Genomic DNA, 23,485 nt, shown 5'->3' with positions numbered 1-23,485 from the left:
CCCCGATCGAGCGAGTTTGAGCATGTTCGATTGACATATGTCATCGAAATTTGCTGGGCAGGCCGATCAGTCGACCACGAGGACGATCTTGCCCGTGGTGCGGCCGGCCTCGCCCAGGGCGTGCGCCTCCGCCGCGTCGGCCAGCGGGAACGTCTTCGCGATGGTGGCCCGCAGCTTCCCGGACTCGACCAGGTGGGCGATCTCCCGCATGTCGGCCCGGTCGGCGTCCACGAGCATCCGGACCGCCCGCACGCCGAGCCGCTCGGCCTCCTCGAAGAACTCCTCCGAGCCGACCGGCAGGATCGACACCACGATCCCGCCCGGACGCAGCACACGCAGCGAACGCAGGGACGTGTCACCGCCGATCGTGTCCAGGACGACGTCCACGTCCTTCACGGCCTCGGCGAAGTCCGTCTCCCGGTAGTCCACCGTCTCGTCCGCCCCGAGGGAGCGCAGGAACTCGTGCTTGGCCGCGCTGGCGGTACCGATCACATGGGCACCCCGGGCCTTGGCGATCTGTACCGCCACGTGCCCCACCCCGCCGGCCGCCGCGTGGACCAGCACCCGCTGCCCCGGCCGGACGTCCGCCCGCTCCACCAGGGCCTGCCACGCCGTCAGCGAGACCAGCGGGAGCGCCCCGGCCCGGACGTGGTCGACCCCGGCCGGCAGGGGCACGAAGGTGCGCGCGGGGGCGGTGACGTACTCCGCGTGGGAGCCGTGGCCGAACGGGTAGGAGAGCATGCCGAAGACCTCGTCGCCGGGCCGGAAGGCGGCGACGCCGATCCCCACCGCCTCCACCACCCCCGAGACGTCCCAGCCCAGCACGAACGGCGGCTCGCCGAGGAAGCCGCCGTTCGCCCGGTGCTTCCAGTCGGTCGGGTTCACCCCGGCGGCACGCACCCGGACCAGCACCTCGTTCGGACGGGGCTCGGGGCGGTCGACCCGTACTTCCTTCAGGACCTCGGGACCGCCGAGGACGTCCTGGCTGATGGCTCGCATGGTGTTCACGTCGCTCATGGTCACCCAGCTTGCCTCGCCGCGCCACGTCGGGGGAACGGTGCGTTCGCCCGCTGCCGGAGCGTGACGGAATCCTCACTTCCGCAGCACCCCGGAATTGATCTTTTAGGGTTCCCAACCGATAAGCTCCCTGACGGCGCTGCGAGTTGACACGGCCGCGACGGGTCGGCTCGCGATGCGCACTCACGAGTGCGGTCCCCCTTGCACACCCCCCATGTTCGATCGTTCTGGTTCGAAGGATGCAGATGGAACTCGCCACTCCGCCACCGGCGGCGCGGGCCCCTGTCGCCTGGTACAGCTGGTGGCTGATGCCGCTGGGTCTGGGAGGCGGGACGGTGGCCGCCACGTTCATGAGCCCGGAGCGAATAACCGCGGCCGTCGCCGGTGTGGTGGCGACGGCCGCGGGCACCGTGTGCGTTCGCCTTCTGCTGCGTACCCGCGCCCGGCTGCGCCGGGCCGAGCACGCCCACCGTGCCGCGCAGACCGAGCACGCGCAGCAGTGGCAGCGGCATGTGGCCGGCCTGGAACGCACCTTCGCCGCCGAACGTGCCGCCCTGGACGCGCAGCTCACCGAACAGGCGCGGAGCCACGAGGCGCGGCTGACGGAACACACCCGGGCCAGCGAGGACCGGCTGGCCGAGCAGGCCGCGACGTACGAGACCCGCCTCGCCGAGCAGGCCGAGGCATGGCAGGAACGGCTCGGTCACCAGCTGGCCGCGGTGACCAGGCTCGCCGACGAGCAACTGCCCGACGCGATGCGCAGACTGCGCGCCGGCGACGCGATCGACGACATCCTGCCCACCGTCGAGCAGTGCGCCAAGGTCGGCGCCGAGTTGCAGGCCGGACTGCGCAAGGTCCTCAGGACCGCGCTGATCGGCGTGGAGGCGGAGTTCGACCGCTCGACCTCCGCCGAACAGGCCGTCATCGGCGTGGGCAACCGCATCCACGTGCTGACCAGCAAACTCCGCGGCCGTCTGCACGAACTGCAGGGCGAGCACGGACGGCTGCCGGCCGTCGCCCGGGGACTGATGGAACTCGACCAGGCCATCGGCCCCGCCGACTGTCTCGCCGCCAGCATCGGTGTGCTCGGCGGCTCCGACCGCCCGGGCCGGCAGTGGCAGGAGCCGCAGCGCCTGTTGAGCGTGGCGCGCGGCGGCATCGGCCGGATCAAGGACTTCCACCGCGTCGAGCTGCGCCACCTGCCCGAGCTGGGCGTGGACGGCGGCCTGGTGGACCACCTCACGCTGGTCTTCGCCCACCTGCTGGACAACGCCGCGCGCTACTCGCCGCCCACCGAGCCGGTCGTCGTCTCCGGCAAGGAGGTCCCCAACGGCGTCGGCATCGAGATCCAGGATTCCGGCAAGGGCCTCAGCGAGGAGAAGAAGCGCGAGGCTGAGCAGGCCCTGGCGGGTACCGCACCCGGCCCAGGGCTCGGCGGCATCTCGGAGGACGCCAACATCGGCCTCCGTGTCGTCGGAGCCCTCGCCCGTCGCTACGGCATTCGCGTGACCTTCGCGGACTCGCCGTGGCTGGGGACGTCCGTCGTAGTCGTTGTACCGCACAAGTACTTCAGCCCGCTGCCGGCCGCCGCCACGGCGGGTGCCGCCGCGCCGGAGACCCGGCCGGCCCTCACCGCACCGCGGGCCGGCGTGGCACCGGCCCTCGCCGCGTCCCCCGCCGACACGGCACCGGCCCCCGCCCCGGCCGGCGGCGACCCCGCCGGGACGACCCCCGGCGGCCTGCCCAGGCGCCGGAGCAGGCGTGCGGAGCCGGTCGCCGGTGCGGCACCGGCCCCCGAGCCGGCCGCGCACGCCGTGCGACCGGACCCGGCCGCCTGGGCCGCCGTTCCGCCGGACGCCTCCTTCGCGGGTCTCGCCGCCTTCGCCACCGCCGGACGCGATCCCGGCACGGCGACCGGCGCCGCCCCGCCCGCCGAAGTCGCCGACGTCCCCGATCCGATCACCGGTGGCGCGTCCACCGGGCACCGCACCGAAGAGAGCGACTAGTCCCCATGACGCACCAGGGAACCGACGTGAGCTGGGCGCTCCGCGACCTTGTGGAGTCCATCCAGGAGATCCGCTTCGCCCTCGTGGCCTCCAGCGACGGCAAGGCCATCACCTCCTACGGCGCCGAAGACCCCGACGACGTGGACCGCTTCGCCGCCGTGGTGGCCGGACTGCAGGCGCTGGCCCAGCCGGTCGCCGAGCAGTTCCCCCAGCACGCAGGGCAGTTGCGGCTGGCGATGATCGAAGTGGACGGCGGACACCTCTTCGTCGTCCGCGCGGGCCTGGAGACGTATCTGGGCGTGCTCGCCCGAGAGGGCCTCGACCAGGGCCTGTTGGGCCATCAGATGCGCGACATGGCCCGCAGGATGGGTGAACTCCTCGGCACCACTCCGCGCCAGGAGGAGCACTCTGGATGAGTGCTCCCCGCCGACCGACCGATCCGTCCGGTCTGGAGCGCTACTACGTCCTCACCGGAGGGCGCAGCGGACCGGGCGGTTCGGCCTCGACCCTCGACGTGGCGACCCTCGTCGTCTCCCGGGCCGTCCCCTTACCGGGCATGCAGCACGAGCACGAGGAGATCCTCCGGCGCTGCCGCGAACCGCTGTCGGTGGCCGAGCTCGGCGCCCACCTCCACCTGCCGTTCAACATTCTCGCGGTGCTGCTGTCCGACCTGCTCCAGGCGGGCCGCGTCGAAGCCCGTGATCCCATCCCGGCGCACGGCGCCGGCCGCGGGCCCGACCTGGCGCTCCTCGAGGAGGTACTCAGTGGACTTGAAAGGCTTTGACCGACCGGGGTCGCCGACGGCCGGGGAGACCCGTTCGGTGAAGGTGATGATCGCCGGCGGCTTCGGCACGGGCAAGACCACCATGGTCCGCTCCGTCAGCGACATCAAACCGCTGACCACCGAGGAGACCCTCACCCAGGCCAGCGCCGACGTGGACCACCTCATCGGGGTCGCGGACAAGACGCAGACCACCGTCAGCCTGGACTTCGGCAAGATCAGCCTGAACGACACGCTCATGCTCTACCTGTTCGGCACCCCGGGGCAGGAGCGGTTCTGGTTCCTGTGGAACGGGCTCTTCAAGGGGGCGCTCGGCGCGGTCGTCCTGGTGGACACCCGGCGGCTCGCCTCCAGCTTCCGGGCGATCGAGGAGATGGAACGGCAGCGGGTGCCCTTCGTCATCGCGCTCAACGTCTTCCCCGACTCCCGTCCCTACCCGGTCGAGGAGATCCGCGACGCCCTGGACATCGGGCCGCACACCCCGGTCGTCGCCTTCGACGCCCGGGACCGCACCGCCAGCCGCGACGTCCTGGTCACGCTGATACGGCATCTGAAGGACCGCTCGGCAGCCGCCCTGGAGCCCCGATGAACGACGCCCGGACCACCGCCGGCCGCACCGGCGGCGGCTGCCCCGTCGCCCACGGAGAGGGCGCCACCCGGCTCTACGGCCCCGAGGCGGCGACCGACCCGCACGACATCTACGCCCGCCTGCGCAAGGAGCACGGACCTCTCGCCCCGGTGCTCCTGGAGGGCGACGTGCCCGCCTGGCTGGTACTCGGGTACCGGGAGAACCGGCGGGTGCTGGACAACCCCCTCCAGTTCAGCCGCGACTCGCGGATCTGGCGGGACTTCCGCGACGGCCGGGTCGAGGCGACGTCCCCGCTGATGCAGATGGTGGGCTGGCGCCCCGACTGCGTCTCCCAGGACGGCGAACCCCACCGCCGGCTGCGCGGGGCGGTCACCGACAACCTGTACGCCGTGGCCGGCCGGGGCATCCGCCGGCACGTCACGCACTTCGCGCACAAGCAGATCGACGCGTTCGCCGACACCGGCCGCGCGGACCTGGTGGCCGACTTCGCCGAGTACCTGCCCATGCTCGTGCTCACCCGGGTCTTCGGACTCGCCGAGCGGGAGGGACGGAACCTCGCCGAGTCCAGCAAGCAGGTGATCAAGGGCGGAGCGGACGCCCTCACGCACAACGAGCGCATCATGGGCATCCTCGGCGAACTCGCCGCGCGCAAGCGGCAGGAGCCCGGATCCGACTTCACCTCCGGTCTCATCGAGCACCACTCCGGACTCGACGAGGACGAGATCGTCAACCATCTGCGTCTGGTCCTGATCACCGCCCACACCACGACCAGCAACCTGCTGGCACGGACGCTCCAGCTCGTCCTCACGGACACCTCCTGGCTGTCCGGTCTGGTGAGCGGGCAGCTGAACCTGTCCGCGGTCGTGGAGGAGGTGATGTGGAACTCCCCGCCGCTGGCGGTGCTGCCGGGCCGGTTCGCCACGGCCGACCTCGAACTCGGCGGCTGCCCGGTCAGGAAGGGCGACCTCCTCGTGCTGGGCCTCGCGGCCGGCAACCACGATCCCGAGGTCCGGCCCGACACCGCCGTCTCGGTGCACGGCAACGCCTCGCACCTGGCCTTCAGCGCCGGCCCGCACGAGTGCCCGGGGCAGAACATCGGCCAGGCCATCATCGAGACGGCCGTCGACGTCCTGCTGCACCGGCTGCCCGGGCTGCGCCTGGCCGTGCCGCCGGCCGACCTGACGTCCACGGCCTCCACCTGGGAGTCGCGGCTGGACAGCCTGCCGGTGGAGTTCACCGTCTAGGACCCGGCCCCGGGGCCCGTCCCGCCCGGCCGGAGTGCCCCGGCCGGGCGGGACGCGCCCTCACACGGTCAGCAGGTCGTCCACCGAGCCCCGCCCGGCCAGCTCGGCCGTGGCCACCGGGCCGTCCTTGGCCGCCGCGTAGCGGCCGGTGGTCAGCGCCCACTCGTAGTTGCCGTTGATCCAGTGCTGGATGGCCTCCACCCCCATCGCCACCCGGGCCCGCTCGTCCGCGTCCAGGCCCAGCTCGTCGCACATCAGCGGCACGCGGCTCTCCAGGGCGACGTACTCGTCGAGGCGGGCGGTCGTCATGCGGTACGCCTCGTCGGCGGCCTCCTGCCACGAGCAGCCCCGCTCCCGGTGCAGGACGGCGATGAGGTTGTGGCCGTCACCGCGCCGGCGCTCGCGCTCGAAGGAGTGGATGTCGTTCATGAACCCGATCGTGTCCGCGGCCAGATCCCGCAGCCGCTCCATCAGCGGGTGCGCCATCGCCGCGGCCGGCACCTCGAAGCGGCGGCTGCGCTCGCCCGCGTCGATGCTGTGGTGGATGCCGACCGTACGGCGCCGGAAGACCGCGTAGTCGTCGAGTCCGAGGGATCCGGCCCGGCCGCCGGCCGCCAGGTCGACCTCCTCGCAGTGCGCCACCAGGAACCTGCCCCAGGAGGCCGCGAACCGGGACATCCATGTCAGGGACATGCCATCCGAGAGGTGTTCCCAGACCTCCGCCCAGGCCAGGGTGATGGGGCACTCGACCCGGGGCGGGGTGCCCGCCGGACGCAGCGGTGTGGCGATGAGCTCCCGCGCCACCTCCGCTATGCGCTCCGCGCGGTCCGGCCGGCCGGCGTCGAACTGGTCGTCGAAGAGGAAGGCCAGGGAGAACCAGTTCATCAGGACGACCATGTCGTCCGCCGACGCGTGGGGGTAGGTGCGGGCGGCGGCCTGTGCCAGGTCCCAGGACCGGTACTCCTCGAACCCGATCCGGCTGCGGACCAGGCCCCGCTCGCGCACCCAGCGCAGGTGGCGGTCGCGGGCCCGGGCGAGATGCGGGCTGACCGGGGTGTCGAAGGGGAGGTCGAAGCGGACGTCCTGAGACATGTGTTTCCTTTCGGGAGACGAGACGCAGAGTCCCCCCGCCCCTGCGAGCGGACGGTGGCGAGACCGTCCGCACACTCGAACCGGGCTTCCCGATCCGGAAGTTGAATCGAGAAGCGATACGAGGCTGCCCCGACCATAAATGATCTACGCGGCACCCGGTCGTGATCTTGGTTACTGCTCACGCCGCGGGGGCCGCGTACACTCCCGCGCCTGCGACCTGCCGCGACCCGCGGCGGATCGCCGCCCCCCCGCCCGGGCTCGCGCCCCGGCCTCGGCGCACGCAAGTCCTGCGCGACACGGGCGAGTCGGAGCGCCGCTGCCTCGCGCGCGACGGCGGTGGCCGCCCCCGACTGATTCGGCCGGGCCGGGATATCCGCAAGGTACAGGGCGCGGGACACGTACGCCCCGCGGCCCCGAATCCTCCGGAGGAGACATGGCACTGGTCAACGCGGGCGTCGTGGTGCTCGACTGCGCCGAACCCGAGCGGCTCGCCGAGTTCTACAAAGAGCTGCTCGGCGGGGAAGAGACCGAAGCGACCGCCAACCGGATCGAGATCCGGGGAGCCGGCGGCTTCCGCATGGCGTTCCGGCGGGACGTGAACGCCACCCCGCCGAGCTGGCCCCGCCCCGAGAACTCGCTCCAGGCACACCTGGACTTCGTCGTGGACGACCTCGACGAGGCCGAACGCGGGGTCGTGGGGCTCGGCGGTCGCCCGCTGGAGGCCAAGGACGCGGTCGGCCCGTACGAGGAGCGGGGCTTCTCCGATCCCGCGGGTCACTCCTTCACGATGCGCCGCGGTGTCACGCCGACGGCACCCAAGCAGGGCTAGCGCCTGCCGGGTGCCGTCGGCGACGGGGGGCCGGGCCCGGGGGTCCGGTCAGTCCCGGCCGCCCTTTCCGTCGGTCGGCCAGACGCCCGTCGAGCGTTCGATGGCCTTGGCGCCGGTCCGGTCCACCGCACTGCGCACCGCGGCGAAGATGGCGCCCTGGATCGCGGCGGCCAGCAGGATCTCCCCCCAGCCGCGGTCCGGGTCCAGCGCGTCGGGCGCGTCGTCCTCGTGCCGGAGCACCTTCCAGGTCTTCTGGAAGGCCATCCCGGCCAGCGCACCGCCCGCCCAGCCCAGTACGAAGCCGACGGGCTTGTAGGCGAGGGGGAGCGTCTTCTTCTTTTTCTTGCCCACGTGGGTCTCCTTGGATTCGGATGCGTGTGTCGTCGGTCGGTCGTACGGTCAGGGCCCGCCCGGTGGCGGAACCGCCTCGTCGGCGCGGGCCGGCGCCGGTGGGGTCCCGTCGCCGAACGGCCGCCCGCCCAGCTCCTGCCGGTGATGGGGCGTGAGCCAGCCGGACAGGTCCGGGCCCAGGGGCACGATGGCGGTCGGGTTGATGCCGGTGTGCACCTGGTAGTAGTGGCGTTTGATGTGGTCGAAGTCGACGGTGTCGCCGAAGCCGGGCGTCTGGAACAGGTCGCGGACGTACCCCCACAGCACCGGGTTCTCCGTCAGCTTCCAGCGGTTGCACTTGAAGTGGCCGTGGTAGACGGCGTCGAAACGCACGAGTGTGGTGAACAGCCGGATGTCCGCCTCCGTGATCGTGTCACCGACCAGGTAGCGCTGCCGTTCCAGCCGGGGCGCCAGCGCCTCCAGGCGTCGGAACACCCCCGCGCACGCCGTCTCGTACTCCTCCTGACCGGTGGCGAACCCCGCCCGGTAGACGCCGTTGTTGACGTCCTCGTAGACGTCCGCCATCACCTCGTCGATCTCGTCGCGCAGGGCGTCCGGGTACAGGTCGGGTGCCCCCGGCCGGTGCAGGGACGTCCACTCGGTCGCGAGGTCCAGGGTGATCTGCTGGTAGTCGTTGGTGACCAGCTGCCCGCTGGGCACGTCCACGACCGCCGGCACACTCACCCCGCCCGGGTAGCCGGTCTCGCGTCGGTCGTAGGCCTCGCTGAGGAAGCGGATGCCGAGCACCGGGTCGCGGCCGCCGGGGTCCAGGGTGAAGCGCCAGCTGCGGTCGTCCTGGAGGGGGTCGGCGACGGCCAGGGACAGGGCGTCCTCCAGCCCGAGCAGGCGTCGTGCGACGAGGGCGCGGCTCGCCCACGGACAGGCACGGCTCACCACCAACCGGTAGCGGCCGGGCGCCACGGGCCAGCCGTCCCGGCCGTCCGCGGTGATCCGGTCCGCGAAGTGGCTCCTGGACCGCTTGAACGCCTTCCTGCCGTAGCCGCTGTTGCCGGGCGTTCCGCCGTCACCACTCATGGCCCCGCCTTCCGGTCGTTCGTGTGCTCCCCAGGACGCGTTCCCCGTTTTCGGCGGTCGGCACTGGTGGGCCACCCACAAGGGGGGTGTGAGCCCGGTCGGCCGAGGGCAGTCGGGCCCTCGTGACTGGGACAGCTTCGGAAGACAAGAAGGATCACGGGACCGACCACGGGACGGTGCGGGGGAGCGACGACGGGACGGGCCACGGGACAGCGGCCCGCGAGGCCGACGCCGGTGCCGACCGCAAGACGCGTGTCACGGTACTGGTAGCGCTCGCGGCCAACCTGGTGATAGCCGCCGCCAAGGCGGTGGGGGGATTCGTGGCGGGCTCGCCCGCGCTGCTGTCGGAGGCGGCGCACTCGGTGGCCGACAGCCTGAACGAGGTCTTCCTGCTCGCCGCCCTGCGTCGCAGCCGCCGCCCCGCTGACCGCCGACACCCCTTCGGATACGGCAAGGAACGGTTCTTCTGGTCCTTGCTGGCAGCCGTCGGCATCTTTGTCATGGGTGGCTGCTTCTCCTTCTACCAAGGGGTCGAGGCCCTGCGCACCGGCGCCCAGGAGGAACTCGGCGGCTACGTGGCCGGGCTGATCGTGCTCGGCGTCGCCCTGCTCGCCGAGGGAGCCTCCCTGCTGCGCGCCCTCCACCAGGTGCGGGGCCAGGGCGGGCTCGCCACCGGGCTGCGCGACCCGGCCCTGCGCACGGTCGTCGCCGAGGACGGCACCGCGGTGCTCGGCGTGACCCTCGCGATGACCGGAATGGCCCTGCACATGGTCACCGGACAGGTGGTGTGGGAGGCCTGCGCCTCGCTCGCGATCGGCGCGCTGCTCGTGTACGTGGCGTACCGGCTGGGCCGCGAGGCCCGCGACCAGCTGATCGGCGAGGCCGCCGACCCGGAGGCCAGCGGCCGCATCCGGGCGCTGCTGTGCGCGCAGCCGGAGATCGACAGCGTCGAGGCCCTGTTCACCATGAAGACGGGGCTGGACTCCACCCTGGTGGCCGCCCGCATCGACCTGGTGCCCGGTCTGGACAGCGAGCGGGTGGAGGAGGTCGCCGTGCGCATCAAGGGCTCGATCGCGCGCACCGTGCCCGAGGCGCGGCAGATCTTCCTCGACGTCACCGACCGGCTCGCCGAGGAAGCAGCGGAAAGCCCCGCCGCGACGGGGGAGCGCGGCGGGGCCTGAAGCACGCGTTCCCGGCATCGACGGGACCATGCGCACGGCTTTCGGGGGAACTTCCGCCCGCCGGCTCAGTCCCCGTCGACCGGGTCCAGGACGAACACCGGGATCTCCCGGTCCGTCTTCTTCTGGTAGTCGGCGTACGGCGGGTACGCCGCGACGGCACGCTCCCACCATTCGGCCTTCTCCGTGCCGGTGATCTCACGGGCCGTCATGTCCCGTTTCACCGGGCCGTCCTGCAGCTCCACGTGGGGGTCGGACTTGATGTTGTGGTACCAGACCGGGTGCTTGGGCGCCCCGCCCAGTGAGGCGACCACGGCGTAGCGGCCCTCGTGCTCGACGCGCATCAGCGGTGTCTTGCGGATCTTGCCGCTCCGCGCGCCCCTCGTGGTGAGCACGATGACCGGCATCCCCGTGTCCATGAGGGTCGTGCCCTTGGTACCGCCGGAGCTCTCGTAGAGCTCGACCTGTTCGCGCACCCACTGCGTCGGGCTGGGTTCGTACTCGCCGTCAAGAGGCATGGCATCCGTCCCATCATCGAGTCGTACGGCTGACCGGCACCGCGGTGGACCCGGCGGCGCCGTGTCCATCCTTACCGCATTACCCCCGTGCACTTCCCGCGGCGCAATGACCTCACGCGTCATCGCGCCACCGGCGGGCCGTGCGGCACACTCGTCCTCGTCCGCACGACGACCCAGCCGAAGGAGACGCCGGCCATGACCACCGCCACCGGTGACGTGACCACCACCCGCGCCACGGTCGAGGAGCTGCTGCGCAGGATCGGGCAGGGCGACCCGGACCGGATCGCCGAGCTGTACGACGAGTCGGCCGACTGGCGGCTGAGTTGGCCCGAGGACGAGCACGGCCGCGCCGCCACCCCCTGGATCCGGCACCGGCGCACCCGGGCGGACGCCGCCGACCACTACCGCCTGCTCGCCGCCCACCATGTGCCGGGCCGGGCGGACACCCGCATCGAGCGCGTCCTGGTCGAGGGTGAGGACGCCGTGGTGCTCGGCGAGATCCGGCAGACCGCCGCGACCACCGGGCGCTCCTATCGAGCCACCTTCGCCCTGCACCTGACCGTGCGGAACGGCCTGGTCGTCCGCCACCACGTGTACGAGGACAGCCTCACCGTGGCCCGGGCGTTCGCTCCCTAGGCCCGCCCGGCATCGGTTCGGCCCGTAGGCAACCTCCACCGACCCGGCCGAACGTCACGTCGCCGGGTGGATGCCCCGGGTATCCGATGACGAGGGCGCACCCTCCTCCGCCCCCGCGGCGGCCAGCAGGACGCGCGCCGCCTCGCGGGCCTCCCGGGCGGGACCCGTACCTCCCGCGACGCCCGCGGTGACCATGGCACCCTCGGCCAGCAGGAACAGCTGCCCGCCCACCGCGGCGGGCAGTCCCGCGTCGGTCGCCAGGCGGTCGAGGAACGCGCGGAACGCCTCCTTGTGCGCCCGCACCCGGTCCGCCACCGGCGCCGAGGTGGCCCCCAGTTCGCCGTACGCGTTGATCCACGCGCAGCCGCGGAAGCCGGGCTCGGCGAACCACTGCCCGAGCCAGTCGAAGACGGCCAGGATCCGGGTACCGGGCTCCGCGTGCCGGTCGACGTACTCCGCCAGCCGTCCCCGCCAGCGGACGTCACGCCGTTCCAGATACGCCACCACCAGCTGCTCCTTGGCCGGGAACAGCCCGTAGAGGCGCTTGAGGGAGACACCGGAGTCGCCGCGGACGTCGTCCATGCCGACGGCCTGGACGCCCCGCGCGTAGAAGAGCCGCTCCGCCGCGTCCAGCACCCGCTCGCGGGCGGCCTCGCCGTCCATGGTGACCCCTTACCGGAAGCGCCGTGTCCCTCCCGCGCGCTCCGACCTGCTTCCTTGACGGGAGAACGCACGTTCTCCTACCGTAGCAGCCGCATGCGAGAACGTGCGTTCTCCACTGCTCTCCCCGGAGGTTCAGCCATGACGACCGACCGTCCGCCCCTGCCGCCGTTCACCCGCGAGACCGCCGCCCGGAAGGTGCGGGCGGCCGAGGACGCCTGGAACACCCGCGATCCGCACCGGGTCGCGCTCGCGTACTCCGAGGACTCCGTCTGGCGCAACCGCGACACGTTCCTGACGGGTCGCCCGGCCATCGTCGAGTTCCTCACCGCCAAGTGGGCGCGTGAGCACGAGTACGCGCTGCGCAAGGAGCTGTGGGCCTTCGACGGCAACCGCATCGCCGTCCGCTTCCGCTACGAGTCCCACGACGCCGACGGCCAGTGGTGGCGCTCCTACGGCAACGAGCTGTGGGAGTTCGACGAGCACGGCCTCATGACCCGGCGGGAGGCGAGCATCAACGACGTGGCCATCGCGGAGTCGGACCGCCGCATCCGCGGCCCCCGGACCGTTCAGTAGGGTTCCGGGGTGAGCGAACAGGCCGGGAGCGCCGCGAAACCCTTCCTCTACGTCGTCGTGTGCGCCGCCGGAGTGGCCTCGGGCGTCACCGGGTTGATCACCGCCGCGCGGCAACGCGGCTGGGAGGTCGGCGTCTTCGCGACCCCGGTCGCCATGGACGGCTTCTTCGACACCGCCGACGTCGAGGCACGGACCGGCCGCCCCATCCGCTCCGCCTGGCGCCGCCCCGGCGATCCGCGGCCCTTCCCGGCGCCGGACGCCGTCGTCGTCGCGCCCGCCACCTTCAACACGGTCAACAAGTGGGCGGCCGGCCTGGCCGACACCCTGGCCCTGGCCACCCTGTGCGAAGCCTGCGGACTGGGCGTCCCCGTCGCCGTACTGCCGTGCGTCGCCGACGCGCTGGCCTCCCACCCCGCGTACCGGGAGAGCCTGGCGCGGCTGCGCGGCATGGGTGTGCGCTTCGGCGACCCGTACGCCGGGGAGGCGGCAGCGGACGGCACCCGACCGGACTTCGCCTGGGAACGGGCGCTGGACCTGCTCGAACCGCGCTGACCCGCCCGGCCTTCGAGTCCGCACCAGGACGTACGCTCGCGACTGTCACCGATGATCCCGAAGACAGGAGCGGCAACGATGCAGTACGTGAAGCTCGGCGCGACGGGCCTGGACGTCTCGCGGATCTGCCTGGGCTGCATGACCTACGGTGTGCCCGACCGCGGCACGCACGAGTGGACCCTCGACGAGGAGGCCTCGCGTCCGCTGATCCGGCAGGCGCTGGACGCCGGCATCACCTTCTTCGACACGGCCAACGTCTACTCGGACGGCACCAGCGAGGAGATCGTCGGCAAGGCGCTGCGCGACTTCGCCCGCCGCGACGACATCGTGCTCGCGACCAAGGTGCACGGCAGGATGCGGCCCGGACCGAACGGCGGGGGGCTGTCCCGCAAGGCGATCATGACCGAGATCGACCACAGCCTGCGCCGCCTGGGCACCGAGTACGTCGACCTCTACCACATCCACCGCTTCGACCCGCACACGCCGGTCGAGGAGACGATGGAGGCGCTGCACGACCTGGTGCGGGCGGGCAAGGTCCGCTACCTCGGGGCCAGTTCGATGTACGCCTGGCAGTTCTCGAAGATGCAGTACACCGCCGAGCGGCACGGCTGGACGAAGTTCGTGTCCATGCAGAACCACTACAACCTCCTCTACCGCGAGGAGGAGCGGGAGATGCTGCCGCTCTGCGCGGACCAGGGCGTCGGCGTGCTGCCCTGGAGCCCGCTCGCCCGCGGCCGCCTCACCCGCGACTGGGACACCGCCACCGAGCGCAGCGCCACCGACACCTTCGGCAGCACCCTCTACCAGGAGGGCGACCGCGCCGTGGTCGACGCCGTCACCCGCATCGCCGGCGACCGCGGCGTGCCGCGCGCGCAGGTGGCCCTGGCCTGGCTGCTGCACCGGTCCACGGTGACCGCGCCGATCATCGGCGCCTCGAAGCCGCGGCACCTCGAGGACGCCGTGGCGGCGGTCGAACTGACGCTGACCGAGAAGGAGGTCGAGGAGCTGGAGCGGCCCTACGCGCCGCACCCGATCGCCGGTCACTGATCCCCCCCGGGGGAGCGCCCCGTGATGTCAGGGCCCGGTCCCCGCTTCCAGGGCGGTGACGGACACGGACGACCCGTCGCCGCCCACCGGGACCTCACCGGCCGTCCACGCGACCTCGATGGGGTCCCGCTCGTCCGGCGGGGTGACGAGCAGTGCCGCCGGGGTCGCGGTGCGGGCGCCGCTGATCTGCGGACTGGAGAAGGACAGCCCGGCCCACGCGCTCTTTCCCGGTGTCAGCGTGAGCGTCTCGGGGGAGGAGGGCACGCGGTCGGGGTCCGTGCCCAGCTGCTCGCCGGACGCGTCCACGAAGGCGGCGCCCGGATGGCCGTACACCGTGCAGGTGCGGTCGGAGGTGTTGGTCAGCACGATCGGGAAGTTCCGCTGGCCCGCGCCCGGGTCGACGCGGCCGACGGCGGCCCGCAGCTCGGAGGTGTGGCAGCGGCCGTCGGTGCGGGCCGAGGCGGAGGCCGACCCGGCGGTGTCGCTGGGCGTGGTGCCGTCGGCGGGCGCGGTGGCGCTGCCGACACCGGAGTCCGCCCCGGTCGTGCCCGGGGCCTCGGTGGCTCGCGGGGTGCCCGGGCCCGCCGTACCGCTCTCGCTCCCGCACGCGGTCAGTACGCCGAGGACCGCGAGCGCACTCGCCAGCAGGGCCGTCCGGCGCAGGGGCTGGGACGTGTTCGCCATCGCTTCTCCGCACTCCCGTGAGGTCCCGCGCACGGCCCGCCGCGCGGGACGGCACCGTACGCCCTGTGCCGTCGAGTGTCCCGCCGCACGGGCCGGGAAACGAGGGCGCGCCCGGTACCCGTCCAGCCCGCGCCCCTAGGGTCACTCCTCGCCGAGCAGCCCCAGTTCCGCCCAGATCGTCTTGCCCTCGGTCGTGTGCCGGCTGCCCCAGCGCTGGGTCAGCTGGGCCACCAGCAGCAGACCGCGGCCGCCCTCGTCCCAGGTCTTGGCCCGGCGCAGGTGCGGCGCGGTGTGGCTGGTGTCGGAGACCTCGCAGATCAGCGTCGCCGTGTCGTGGATCAGCCGTAGCCGGATGGGCGGGGAGCCGTACCGGATGGCGTTGGTGACCAGCTCGCTGACCACCAGCTCGGCGGTGAACGACGCCTCCAGCAGGGACCAGACGGACAGTTGCTCGACGACCTGCTTGCGGACGGGGGCGACCAGCGACGGGTCGTTCGGGATGTCCCAGGTGGCGACCTGCCCGGCGGGCAGCCCCCGGGTACGGGCCAGCAGCAGGGCCACGTCGTCGGCGGCGCCGCCCGACGGCAGCAGGGCGTGCAGCACCCGGTCGCACAGGGTGTCCAGCGAGTCGGTGGCAGCGGCCAGCGCCTCGCGCAGCAGCGCCTGGCCGGCGTCGGCGTCCCGCTCCCGGCTCTCCACCAGCCCGTCGGTGTAGAACGACAGCACGCTGCCCTCGCGCAGCTCCAGTTCGGCGGACTCGAAGGGCAGCCCGCCCACGCCCAGCGGCGGGCCGGAGGGCAGGCCGATCTGCCGGGGCGGGCCGTCCGGCGGGACCAGGAACGGTGCCGGATGCCCGGCCCGGGCCAGCGAGCAGCGCCGCGACACCGGGTCGTACACCGCGTACAGGCAGGTGGCGCCGACCTCGCCGGTGCCGTCGTCGCCGGACTCCTCGGACAGCCGGACGACCAGGTCGTCGAGGTGGGTGAGGAGTTCGTCGGGCGTCAGGTCGATGTCGGCGAGGGTGCGGACCGCGGTGCGCAGCCGGCCCATGGTGGCCGAGGCCTGGATGCCGTGGCCGACGACGTCCCCGACGACCATCGCCACCCGCATCCCGGACAGCGGGATGACGTCGAACCAGTCGCCGCCGACCCCGGAGCGCGCGGCCGGCAGATAGCGGGAGGCCGCCTCCACCGCCGCGGTGGGCGGCAGCCAGCGGGGGAGCAGGCTGCGTTGCAGGGTCAGCGTCGACTCCCGCTCGCGGGAGTAGCGGCGGGCGTTGTCGATGCAGACGGCGGCGCGGGCGGTGACCTCCTCGGCGAGCAGCCGGTCGTCGTCCGTGAAGGGGTACGGCCGCCGGAACCGGGTGAACACCGCGACGCCGAGGGTGGTGCCGCGGGCCTGCAGCGGCACGGACATCGTGGAGTGGATGCCGTACTCCTGGACCCGCCGGACGCGCAGCGGGTCCCACTCCCGCCAGCGCTCCAGGTCGCCGCTGGGCACCTCGGCGATGATCGCGCGGCCGGCGACCAGACACTCGGCCTGGGGCGACCCGGCCGGGTAGACGTCCAGCCGTCCCGGCTCGACCACCGCCTCCGGGCACCCCGGGTTGACCGACTGGTGGGCGGCCCGGCGCAGGCCCACCGGCGGCGCCGGCGCGGCGGCGGGCTCACCGCCGTGCTCCTGCGCGTCCAGCAGGTCGACGCTCACGAAGTCCGCCAGCGCGGGGACGGACACGTCCGCCAGCTCCTGTGCCGTACGGGTCACGTCCAGCGTCGTGCCGATGCGGACGCTGGCCTCGTTGACCAGGTGCAGTCGCTCGCGGGACAGGTGCTGCTCGGTGAAGTCGTGGGCGCTCACGCAGGCGCCGCGCACCCGCCCGCCGGCGTCGCTGAGGGGCGCGATCCGGGCGTGCCACGCGTGGGCGCGGCTCTCGCCGGTGGCCTTGAGGTGGGTGTGCATGTCGTCCGTGCGGCCGGTGTCGAGCACCTGCCGCAGGCGTCGTTCCAGCTCCGTGTTCTGCGGTCGGCTGCCGAGGTCGGTGGGCCGCAGACCGCGGACGCGGTCCGCCGGGAGACCGAGGAGCTGGGCCATGACGTCGTTGACATCGCGCAGCCGAAGCCGGTCGTCGAAGATCATCGTGGCGCAGGGGGACTGGGCGAGGGCCGCCGCGACCAGCGGGTCCTCCGGGCGTTCGGGGCCGCGGTCCAGCGGGGAGACCGCGAGCCATGTGCCGGGGGCGCCGTCCGGTGACGGTCTGCGGTGGGCGAGCACCCACACGGAGACGGTGCGCCCGTCGCGGTGCCGCAGGGCCAGCGTGCCGTTCCAGCGCTCCTCGCCGGGGCCGGGCCGGGGGTCGTCGGCGCCGTCGGCCAGCAGCGCGGCGGCGGGGCGTCCCACGACATCGGCGGCCGGATGGCCCAGCAGCAGGCGGGCGCCCTCGTTCCACTCCCGCAAGGTGCCGGAGTCGTCGACGACGACGCGGGCCGTGGCGGCATCGTCGGACGGGTTGACCGGACTCATCGTCGCCACTCCATTGCGCACACCCATGGTGAACAGCGCGTCACCTGAGGACCAGCCTAGTGCGTCCGCGCTCCGTACGGACCCGAACCACAGGGCCCGCGGAGCCCCGTCGCCCCAAGGGCCACCGGGACGGCGGGCCGCACGGGACAGAAAAGGCTTTCTGCGCTCTTGACGAGCACATGTGGCGCGACGTCAGAATCTGTTTGGTCGCGATCAGTTGCGAGTGTTTCTGAGCTCTGTTGTCCTGCTCTGTTGTCCTGCCGAGGGAGATCCGCCATGACGGTCACGCGCAGAACGGTTCTGATCGCCTCCGCCGCGACACCGGCGGCCGGAGCGGTGCTCGGCGCCCCGCCGGCCTCGGCCGCGGACACGTCCGGGGTCCGTGCGGGCCGCGGCGTCATCCCCCTGCGCGACGGCTGGCGCTTCCTGCTCGCCGACCCCGACGGCTCCGCCGGCGACACGACCGGCGCCGCCGACCCCGCCTACGACGACTCGGCGTGGCGCGAGGTCGCCGTCCCGCACGACTGGAGCATCGAGCAGGCGCCCACCACGGAGTACGGCACCACCAGCGGCACCGGATTCCTCCCGGGCGGCCTCGGCTGGTACCGCCTCGCCTTCACCCTGCCGCCCGCCCTCGCCGGAAAGCGGATCTCGGTCGAGTTCGACGGCGTGTACATGGACGCCCACGTCCACTGCAACGGCCGGGAGGCGGGCCGCCACCCCTACGGCTACACGGGCTTCGCCCTCGACCTCACCGACCTGGTGCACACCGACGGCCGCACCGAGAACGTCCTCGCCGTGCGGGTGCGCAACCGGCTGCCCAGCAGCCGCTGGTACTCCGGCAGCGGCATCTACCGCGAGGCCCGCCTCGTCGTCACCGAACCGGTGCACGTACGGCGCTGGGGCACGTACGTCACCACACCGCGGGTGAGCGAGGAGCGCGCCGTCGTCCGGGTGGCGACGTCGGTCGTGAACACGACCGGCACCGCGCGCGAGGTCGAGATCCGGTCGACGGTCAAGGACTCCGACGGACGCACCGTGGCCCGCGCGACATCCACGGTCGACGTCACCACGGACGCGAGCGAGACGCACGAACTCACCGTCGAACGCCCCCGGATGTGGGACTTCGCGACACCGCACCGGTACGCCCTGCACACCGAACTGCGGGTGGGCGGGCGCGCCGTAGACACCTACCGCACCCCGTTCGGCATCCGCACCTTCCGTGTCGACCCCGAGGAGGGATTCCACCTCAACGGCAGGTACGCCAAGATCAAGGGCGTCGACCTGCACCACGACCTCGGGGCGCTCGGCGCCGCCGTGAGCACCGACGCGATCCGCCGCCAGATGACCCTCATGAAGTCGATGGGCGTCAACGCCTTCCGGACCTCCCACAACCCGCCCGCGCCCGAGATGATCGAGGTCTGCGAGGAGCTGGGCATCATCATGCTGGTGGAGGCCTTCGACTGCTGGCGCACCGGCAAGAACACCTACGACTACGGCCGGTTCTTCGACGAGTGGTGCGAGACGGACGCCACCGAGATGGTGCTCGCCGCCCGCAACTCGCCCGCCGTGGTGATGTGGTCGATCGGCAACGAGGTCCCCGACTCCACCTCCACCGCCGGGCTCGCGATGGCCGACCGGATCATCGACGCGATCCGCGCCGCCGACGACACCCGCCCGCTGGTCATCGGCTCCGACAAGTACCGCCGCATGCCGGCCAAGGGCTCCGCGGCCGACCTGATGCTGGCCAGGCTCGACGGTCTGGGCCTCAACTACAACACCGCCAGGTCGGTGGACGACCTGCACGCGGCCTACCCGCACCTGTTCCTCTTCGAGTCCGAGTCGTCGTCCGAGACCTCCACGCGCGGCACCTACCAGGAACCGGAGCACCTCAACACCGGGGAGAACCACGCCCCGGGCAGGCGGGCCACCTCGTCCTACGACAACAACCTCGCCTCCTGGACCATGAGCGGCGAGTACGGCCACAAGAAGGACCGGGACCGGAAGTGGTTCGCCGGCCAGTTCCTGTGGTCCGGCATCGACTACATCGGGGAGCCCACGCCCTACGACGTCTTCCCGGTGAAGGCCTCCTTCTTCGGCGCGGTCGACACCGCCGGCTTCCCCAAGGACATGTACCACCTGTTCCGGAGCCAGTGGACCCACGAGCCGATGGTCCACCTGCTGCCGACCAGCTGGAACCACCGCGAGGGCGACACCGTCGAGGTCTGGGCGTACGCGAACGTCGCCACCGTCGAGCTGTACCTGAACGGGAGGTCCCTGGGCATCCGCGCGTTCGACACCAAGAAGACCGTCGACGGCCGCTCCTACCTGGAGACCACCGAGGCCACCGGTGACGACAAGACCTTCACCGACGGCCCCTACCCCGGCAGCTACACCAGTCCGAACGGCAGCGCCGGCAAGCTGCACCTGGCCTGGACGGTCCCCTTCGAGCCGGGCGAGCTGAAGGCCGTGGCCCGGCGGGACGGCAGGGTGGTCGCCACCGACGTCCTGCGCACCGCCGGGACCCCGTACGCCGTGCGCCTGACGCCGGACCGCGGGAGCGTCGCCGCCGACGGCCGTTCCCTGGTCTTCGTCACCGCCGAGGTGGTCGACCGGCGCGGCGTGGTGGTGCCCGGCGCCGAGCACCTGCTCTCCTTCGAGGTGGCGGGCGGCTCCCTGGCCGGAGTGGACAACGGCCGCCAGGAGAGCGCCGAGCGCTACCAGGCCCGTACCCGCACCGCCTTCCACGGCAAGGCCCTGGCCATCGTGCGGTCGGGCACTGGGCCCGGGACACTCCGGGTCACGGCCCGCGCGGACGGGCTGCGCACGGGCACGGCGACCGTGCGCACGCGCCGGGCCGAGGACCCGGCGACCACGCCGGCCCCCCGCTTCCGCGCCGATCACCCGGCCCCCGTGGCCCACCCGCACGCGGACGCGAGCTACTCCGGCCGCCCCGACACCCTTCCCGGCGCCATGCTCGACGGCGACCCGGCGACCGGCTGGTCCAACGGCTTCCACAAGGCGGCGACCGCCCTGCTGCCCGCCTTCGAGGGAGCCCGCGGCGAGGACTGGGTCTCGGTGGACCACGGCCGCCGGCGCACGTACGACCGCCTGGAGGTGTCCTTCACCGTCGACGGCCGCCACAGCCTGCCCGCCACGGTCGAGGTCGCCGTCTGGGACGGCCGCGCCTGGCGCGCGGCGGAGGGGACGCGGACCGACTGGGCGACCGCCTCCGACGCGCCCACCGTCATCACCTTCGACGCGCTACGCGGCTCCCGCGTCCGGCTCACCATGACCAGCCGCCACCCCGGCGAGGTGGAGGGAGCGGTCCGCATCAGCCGGCTGGAGGCGCCCACGGCCTGACGCCGTTCACGGGGTCCGGACGGGAAACCAGTCCCGTCCGGACCGTTGACGGGGTGTCATGTCTGCCACAAGCATGGCCTGCGATCCCTTTTGGGAGCGCTCCCATCGATGGGGGGCGCCCTCCCATCGACGTGAGCGTCACCCCCCGCACCTCCCTTGAGGAGCCCAGACGTGAAAAGACGCAGAACCGCACTCGCCGTCTCCCTGACGGCCCTGCTGGCGGCGGCCGTCACCGCGGTGCCCGCCGCTCCGGCCGGGGCCGAGGAGACCGAACAGGTCAGGAACGGGACGTTCGACGACGGCACCGCATCCTGGTGGTCGAGCAGCAACGTCACCGCCGGCGTGTCCGACGGCCGGCTGTGTGCCGACGCCCCCGGCGGCACCGCCAACCGCTGGGACGCGGCCGTCGGCCAGAACGACGTCACCCTGGTGGCGGGAGAGTCGTACCGGTTCTCCTTCTCCGCGACCGGCGCGCCAGCCGACCACGTGGTCCGGGCGATCGTGGGCCTGTCGGTGGCCCCGTACGACACCTACTACGAGGTCAGCCCGCAGCTGAGCGTCTCCGGCAACACCTACTCGTACACCTTCACCTCGCCCGTCGACACCACCCAGGGCCAGGTCGGGTTCCAGCTCGGCGGCACGCCCGACCCCTGGCGGTTCTGCGTGGACGACGTGTCCCTGCTGGGCGGGGTGGCGCCCGAGCCGCACGTGCCCGACACCGGGCCGCGGGTCCGGGTCAACCAGGTCGGCTACCTGCCGTCCGGCCCGAAGAACGCCACCCTCGTCACCGAGGCCACCGCGCGCCTGCCGTGGCGGCTGAAGGACGACGACGGCCGGACCGTCGCCCAGGGCTGGAGCGTGCCGCGGGGCGTGGACCCCTCCTCGGGACAGAACGTCCACTCGATCGACTTCGGCCGCCACACCGCGCGCGGCGCGGGCTACACCCTGGTCGCCGACGGCGAGACCAGCCGCCCCTTCGACATCGGCACGGCCGCCTACGAGCGGCTGCGCACCGACTCCGCGAAGTACTACTACACACAGCGCAGCGGCATCGCCATCAGCGACGACCTGCGCCCCGGCTACGCCCGCCCGGCCGGGCACGTCGGCGTGGCGCCCAACCAGGGCGACACCGAGGTGCCCTGCCAGCCCGGCGTGTGCGACTACACCCTCGACGTCTCCGGCGGCTGGTACGACGCCGGCGACCACGGGAAGTACGTCGTGAACGGCGGCATCTCCACCTGGGAGCTGCTCAGCACCTACGAGCGCTCGCTGCACGCCCGCACCGGGGAGCCGTCGAAGCTCGGCGACGGCACCCTCGCCATCCCGGAGAGCGGCAACAAGGTGCCGGACATCCTGGACGAGGTCCGCTGGGAGCTGGACTTCCTGCTGAAGATGCAGGTACCGGAGGGCCGGCCGCTGGCCGGCATGGCCCACCACAAGATCCATGACGAGGCGTGGACCGGGCTGCCGCTGCTGCCCGACGACGACCCCCAGAAGCGCGAGCTGCACCCGCCGACCACCGCGGCCACCCTGAACCTGGCCGCGACGGCGGCACAGGCGGCCCGCCTCTACCGCCCCTACGACCGGGAGTTCGCCGCGAAGGCGCTCGACGCGGCCCGCGCCGCCTGGACCGCGGCCCTCGCCCACCCGGACGTGCTCGCCGACGAGAACGACGGCATCGGCGGCGGGGCCTACCCCGACGGCCAGGTCGAGGACGAGTTCTACTGGGCGGCGGCCGAGCTGTACCTGACCACGGGGGAGCGTGACTTCAAGGACCACGTGCTGAACTCCCCGGTCCACACCGCCGACATCTTCGGCCCGATCGGCTTCGACTGGGCGCGCACCGCGGCCGCGGCCCGGCTGGACCTCGCGACCGTGCCGAACAGGCTCCCCGGCCGGGACCAGGTCCGCCGGTCCGTCGTCCAGGGCGCCGACCGCTACCTGGCCACGCTGAAGGCGCACCCGTACGGCATGCCGTACGCGCCCGAGGGCAACGTCTACGACTGGGGCTCCAGCCATCAGGTCCTGAACAACGCCGTCGTCCTCGCCACCGCCTACGACATCACCGGCGGCTCGAAGTACCGTGACGGTGCCGTCCAGAGCATGGACTACATCCTGGGCCGCAACGCGCTGAACATGTCGTACGTCACCGGCTACGGCGAGGTCAACGCCCACAACCAGCACAGCCGCTGGTACGCCCACCAGCTCGACCCGTCACTGCCCGCGCCGCCCGACGGCACCCTGTCCGGCGGTCCGAACTCGAGCATCCAGGACCCCTACGCGCAGAGCAAACTCCAGGGCTGTGTCGCCCAGTTCTGCTTCATCGACGACATCCAGTCCTGGTCGACCAACGAGCACACCATCAACTGGAACGCCGCACTGGCCCGGATGGCCTCCTTCGCGGCGGACCAGGGCTGACCGCACCACTGCTGTGCCGGCCTCCCGCGGTACCGTCGTAGCACGGCTCTGACCTGCTGCTATTTACGGGTCAGTACCCGCGCGGTACCGTGGGAGGCATGCCAGCCCTGAACGTGGAGTTCAGCGACCGCGAGCTAGAGGACCTGCGGCAGATCGCCAAGGAACGCGGTACGTCGATGAAGGCGCTCGTGCGGGAGGCCGCCGCCGCCGACATAGCCCGGCACCGGGCGCTGCAAGAGGGTGCCGAGGCCTTCCGCCGGTTCTTCTCGGCCCACGCCGACGAGTTCGCGGCCGCCTTCCCGGACGACGAACCACCGCCCGTCCAGGGCGAGGGGCGGGCCGCCTGACCC

General features: G+C 72.6%; 22 protein-coding genes. 14 read left to right on the top strand and 8 right to left on the bottom strand.

All coding sequences use genetic code 11. The annotated features are described in order from the left end of the window. Nucleotides 1-66 precede the first annotated feature (66 nt). A complete protein-coding gene (locus ACZ6EG_RS23635; RefSeq protein ID WP_469607286.1) occupies nt 67-1,017 on the bottom strand; it encodes an NADP-dependent oxidoreductase in 951 nt (316 codons plus the stop codon). 245 nt (nt 1,018-1,262) lie between these two features. On the opposite strand from ACZ6EG_RS23635, the gene ACZ6EG_RS23630 reads away from it, so the two are divergent. Genes ACZ6EG_RS23630 through ACZ6EG_RS23610 form a run of 5 tightly spaced genes read left to right on the top strand, consistent with a single transcriptional unit; the run spans nt 1,263 to nt 5,637 of the window. Then, nucleotides 1,263-3,023 (top strand): ATP-binding protein, encoded by a 1,761-nt coding sequence (locus tag ACZ6EG_RS23630; protein ID WP_391970676.1) that lies wholly within the window; start codon nt 1,263-1,265, stop codon nt 3,021-3,023. Nucleotides 3,024-3,028: 5 nt separating this feature from the next. After that, nucleotides 3,029-3,439 (top strand): roadblock/LC7 domain-containing protein, encoded by a 411-nt coding sequence (locus ACZ6EG_RS23625; RefSeq protein WP_356605061.1) that lies wholly within the window; start codon nt 3,029-3,031, stop codon nt 3,437-3,439. Next, the gene (locus ACZ6EG_RS23620) at nt 3,436-3,807 is read left to right on the top strand and encodes a DUF742 domain-containing protein (RefSeq protein WP_356605059.1); all 372 of its coding nucleotides are present in this window, start codon (nt 3,436-3,438) and stop codon (nt 3,805-3,807) included. The genes ACZ6EG_RS23625 and ACZ6EG_RS23620 overlap by 4 nt, the downstream gene beginning before the upstream one ends. Then, nucleotides 3,788-4,393, top strand: a complete 606-nt coding sequence (locus tag ACZ6EG_RS23615; protein ID WP_391970675.1) for a GTP-binding protein — start codon at nt 3,788-3,790, stop codon at nt 4,391-4,393. The genes ACZ6EG_RS23620 and ACZ6EG_RS23615 overlap by 20 nt, the downstream gene beginning before the upstream one ends. Further along, a complete protein-coding gene (locus tag ACZ6EG_RS23610) occupies nt 4,390-5,637 on the top strand; it encodes a cytochrome P450 (RefSeq protein WP_391970674.1) in 1,248 nt (415 codons plus the stop codon). The genes ACZ6EG_RS23615 and ACZ6EG_RS23610 overlap by 4 nt, the downstream gene beginning before the upstream one ends. A gap of 60 nt (nt 5,638-5,697) precedes the next feature. Here ACZ6EG_RS23610 and ACZ6EG_RS23605 read toward each other — a convergent pair whose 3' ends face one another. Then, entirely contained in the window at nt 5,698-6,729 is a 1,032-nt protein-coding gene (locus ACZ6EG_RS23605) for a 7-epi-alpha-eudesmol synthase (RefSeq protein WP_391970673.1), read from the bottom strand. 433 nt (nt 6,730-7,162) lie between these two features. Here ACZ6EG_RS23605 and ACZ6EG_RS23600 point away from each other — a divergent pair, with 433 nt between their 5' ends. Continuing rightward, nucleotides 7,163-7,558, top strand: coding sequence for a VOC family protein (locus ACZ6EG_RS23600; RefSeq protein WP_469607278.1), 396 nt, complete (start codon nt 7,163-7,165; stop codon nt 7,556-7,558). Between the two features lie 48 nt (nt 7,559-7,606). Here ACZ6EG_RS23600 and ACZ6EG_RS23595 read toward each other — a convergent pair whose 3' ends face one another. Together ACZ6EG_RS23595 and ACZ6EG_RS23590 are read right to left on the bottom strand one after the other, a co-directional pair. Beyond that, nucleotides 7,607-7,909 (bottom strand): DUF4235 domain-containing protein, encoded by a 303-nt coding sequence (locus tag ACZ6EG_RS23595; protein WP_053140797.1) that lies wholly within the window; start codon nt 7,907-7,909, stop codon nt 7,607-7,609. 48 nt (nt 7,910-7,957) lie between these two features. Further along, a complete protein-coding gene (locus ACZ6EG_RS23590) occupies nt 7,958-8,983 on the bottom strand; it encodes a glutathione S-transferase family protein (RefSeq protein ID WP_469607273.1) in 1,026 nt (341 codons plus the stop codon). A gap of 176 nt (nt 8,984-9,159) precedes the next feature. On the opposite strand from ACZ6EG_RS23590, the gene ACZ6EG_RS23585 reads away from it, so the two are divergent. After that, nucleotides 9,160-10,164: a cation diffusion facilitator family transporter gene (locus tag ACZ6EG_RS23585; RefSeq protein WP_391970671.1), complete on the top strand. Its 1,005-nt coding sequence runs from the start codon at nt 9,160-9,162 to the stop codon at nt 10,162-10,164. Between the two features lie 65 nt (nt 10,165-10,229). Here the strand turns inward: ACZ6EG_RS23585 and ACZ6EG_RS23580 are convergent, their stop codons facing one another. Next, nucleotides 10,230-10,679 (bottom strand): nitroreductase family deazaflavin-dependent oxidoreductase, encoded by a 450-nt coding sequence (locus tag ACZ6EG_RS23580; RefSeq protein WP_391970670.1) that lies wholly within the window; start codon nt 10,677-10,679, stop codon nt 10,230-10,232. A 195-nt stretch (nt 10,680-10,874) separates the two neighbouring features. On the opposite strand from ACZ6EG_RS23580, the gene ACZ6EG_RS23575 reads away from it, so the two are divergent. Next, on the top strand, nt 10,875-11,315 hold the full coding sequence (locus ACZ6EG_RS23575) for a nuclear transport factor 2 family protein (RefSeq protein ID WP_391970669.1): 441 nt from the start codon (nt 10,875-10,877) through the stop codon (nt 11,313-11,315). A gap of 54 nt (nt 11,316-11,369) precedes the next feature. On the opposite strand, the gene ACZ6EG_RS23570 is transcribed toward ACZ6EG_RS23575, so the two are convergent. Beyond that, nucleotides 11,370-11,978: a TetR/AcrR family transcriptional regulator gene (locus ACZ6EG_RS23570; protein ID WP_469607268.1), complete on the bottom strand. Its 609-nt coding sequence runs from the start codon at nt 11,976-11,978 to the stop codon at nt 11,370-11,372. Between the two features lie 138 nt (nt 11,979-12,116). On the opposite strand from ACZ6EG_RS23570, the gene ACZ6EG_RS23565 reads away from it, so the two are divergent. The 3 genes from ACZ6EG_RS23565 (at nt 12,117) to ACZ6EG_RS23555 (ending at nt 14,150) form a co-directional block, all read left to right on the top strand. After that, nucleotides 12,117-12,551, top strand: coding sequence for a nuclear transport factor 2 family protein (locus ACZ6EG_RS23565; RefSeq protein ID WP_391970667.1), 435 nt, complete (start codon nt 12,117-12,119; stop codon nt 12,549-12,551). 9 nt (nt 12,552-12,560) lie between these two features. Continuing rightward, complete coding sequence (locus ACZ6EG_RS23560; RefSeq protein WP_391970666.1) at nt 12,561-13,103, top strand: flavoprotein; 543 nt, start codon at nt 12,561-12,563, stop codon at nt 13,101-13,103. A 78-nt stretch (nt 13,104-13,181) separates the two neighbouring features. Continuing rightward, nucleotides 13,182-14,150 carry an aldo/keto reductase gene (locus tag ACZ6EG_RS23555; protein WP_469607263.1) on the top strand — a complete coding sequence of 323 codons (969 nt, stop codon included), beginning with the start codon at nt 13,182-13,184 and terminating at the stop codon, nt 14,148-14,150. 27 nt (nt 14,151-14,177) lie between these two features. On the opposite strand, the gene ACZ6EG_RS23550 is transcribed toward ACZ6EG_RS23555, so the two are convergent. Together ACZ6EG_RS23550 and ACZ6EG_RS23545 are read right to left on the bottom strand one after the other, a co-directional pair. After that, nucleotides 14,178-14,834 (bottom strand): DUF4232 domain-containing protein, encoded by a 657-nt coding sequence (locus tag ACZ6EG_RS23550; RefSeq protein WP_391970664.1) that lies wholly within the window; start codon nt 14,832-14,834, stop codon nt 14,178-14,180. Nucleotides 14,835-14,975: 141 nt separating this feature from the next. After that, nucleotides 14,976-17,354 carry a SpoIIE family protein phosphatase gene (locus tag ACZ6EG_RS23545; protein ID WP_469607260.1) on the bottom strand — a complete coding sequence of 793 codons (2,379 nt, stop codon included), beginning with the start codon at nt 17,352-17,354 and terminating at the stop codon, nt 14,976-14,978. 276 nt (nt 17,355-17,630) lie between these two features. On the opposite strand from ACZ6EG_RS23545, the gene ACZ6EG_RS23540 reads away from it, so the two are divergent. The 3 genes from ACZ6EG_RS23540 (at nt 17,631) to ACZ6EG_RS23530 (ending at nt 23,482) form a co-directional block, all read left to right on the top strand. Then, nucleotides 17,631-20,717, top strand: coding sequence for a glycoside hydrolase family 2 TIM barrel-domain containing protein (locus ACZ6EG_RS23540; RefSeq protein WP_469607257.1), 3,087 nt, complete (start codon nt 17,631-17,633; stop codon nt 20,715-20,717). A gap of 171 nt (nt 20,718-20,888) precedes the next feature. Continuing rightward, nucleotides 20,889-23,135: a glycoside hydrolase family 9 protein gene (locus ACZ6EG_RS23535; protein WP_469607254.1), complete on the top strand. Its 2,247-nt coding sequence runs from the start codon at nt 20,889-20,891 to the stop codon at nt 23,133-23,135. A gap of 98 nt (nt 23,136-23,233) precedes the next feature. Continuing rightward, the gene (locus ACZ6EG_RS23530) at nt 23,234-23,482 is read left to right on the top strand and encodes a hypothetical protein (protein ID WP_053140837.1); all 249 of its coding nucleotides are present in this window, start codon (nt 23,234-23,236) and stop codon (nt 23,480-23,482) included. Nucleotides 23,483-23,485: the final 3 nt, after the last annotated feature.

The organism is Streptomyces sp. NPDC041968 (assembly GCF_055589025.1).
Note: the sequence above shows the minus strand (reverse complement) of the source record. Positions and strands in the feature narration are given on the sequence as shown.

Coding starts and splice junctions, on each gene's coding strand:
- ACZ6EG_RS23635 (WP_469607286.1), bottom strand. CDS start 1,017: ATGAGCGACGTGAACACCATGCGAGCCATCAGCCAGGACGTCCTCGGC.
- ACZ6EG_RS23630 (WP_391970676.1), top strand. CDS start 1,263: ATGGAACTCGCCACTCCGCCACCGGCGGCGCGGGCCCCTGTCGCCTGG.
- ACZ6EG_RS23625 (WP_356605061.1), top strand. CDS start 3,029: ATGACGCACCAGGGAACCGACGTGAGCTGGGCGCTCCGCGACCTTGTG.
- ACZ6EG_RS23620 (WP_356605059.1), top strand. CDS start 3,436: ATGAGTGCTCCCCGCCGACCGACCGATCCGTCCGGTCTGGAGCGCTAC.
- ACZ6EG_RS23610 (WP_391970674.1), top strand. CDS start 4,390: ATGAACGACGCCCGGACCACCGCCGGCCGCACCGGCGGCGGCTGCCCC.
- ACZ6EG_RS23605 (WP_391970673.1), bottom strand. CDS start 6,729: ATGTCTCAGGACGTCCGCTTCGACCTCCCCTTCGACACCCCGGTCAGC.
- ACZ6EG_RS23600 (WP_469607278.1), top strand. CDS start 7,163: ATGGCACTGGTCAACGCGGGCGTCGTGGTGCTCGACTGCGCCGAACCC.
- ACZ6EG_RS23590 (WP_469607273.1), bottom strand. CDS start 8,983: ATGAGTGGTGACGGCGGAACGCCCGGCAACAGCGGCTACGGCAGGAAG.
- ACZ6EG_RS23580 (WP_391970670.1), bottom strand. CDS start 10,679: ATGCCTCTTGACGGCGAGTACGAACCCAGCCCGACGCAGTGGGTGCGC.
- ACZ6EG_RS23575 (WP_391970669.1), top strand. CDS start 10,875: ATGACCACCGCCACCGGTGACGTGACCACCACCCGCGCCACGGTCGAG.
- ACZ6EG_RS23570 (WP_469607268.1), bottom strand. CDS start 11,978: ATGGACGGCGAGGCCGCCCGCGAGCGGGTGCTGGACGCGGCGGAGCGG.
- ACZ6EG_RS23565 (WP_391970667.1), top strand. CDS start 12,117: ATGACGACCGACCGTCCGCCCCTGCCGCCGTTCACCCGCGAGACCGCC.
- ACZ6EG_RS23555 (WP_469607263.1), top strand. CDS start 13,182: ATGCAGTACGTGAAGCTCGGCGCGACGGGCCTGGACGTCTCGCGGATC.
- ACZ6EG_RS23550 (WP_391970664.1), bottom strand. CDS start 14,834: ATGGCGAACACGTCCCAGCCCCTGCGCCGGACGGCCCTGCTGGCGAGT.
- ACZ6EG_RS23545 (WP_469607260.1), bottom strand. CDS start 17,354: ATGAGTCCGGTCAACCCGTCCGACGATGCCGCCACGGCCCGCGTCGTC.
- ACZ6EG_RS23540 (WP_469607257.1), top strand. CDS start 17,631: ATGACGGTCACGCGCAGAACGGTTCTGATCGCCTCCGCCGCGACACCG.
- ACZ6EG_RS23530 (WP_053140837.1), top strand. CDS start 23,234: ATGCCAGCCCTGAACGTGGAGTTCAGCGACCGCGAGCTAGAGGACCTG.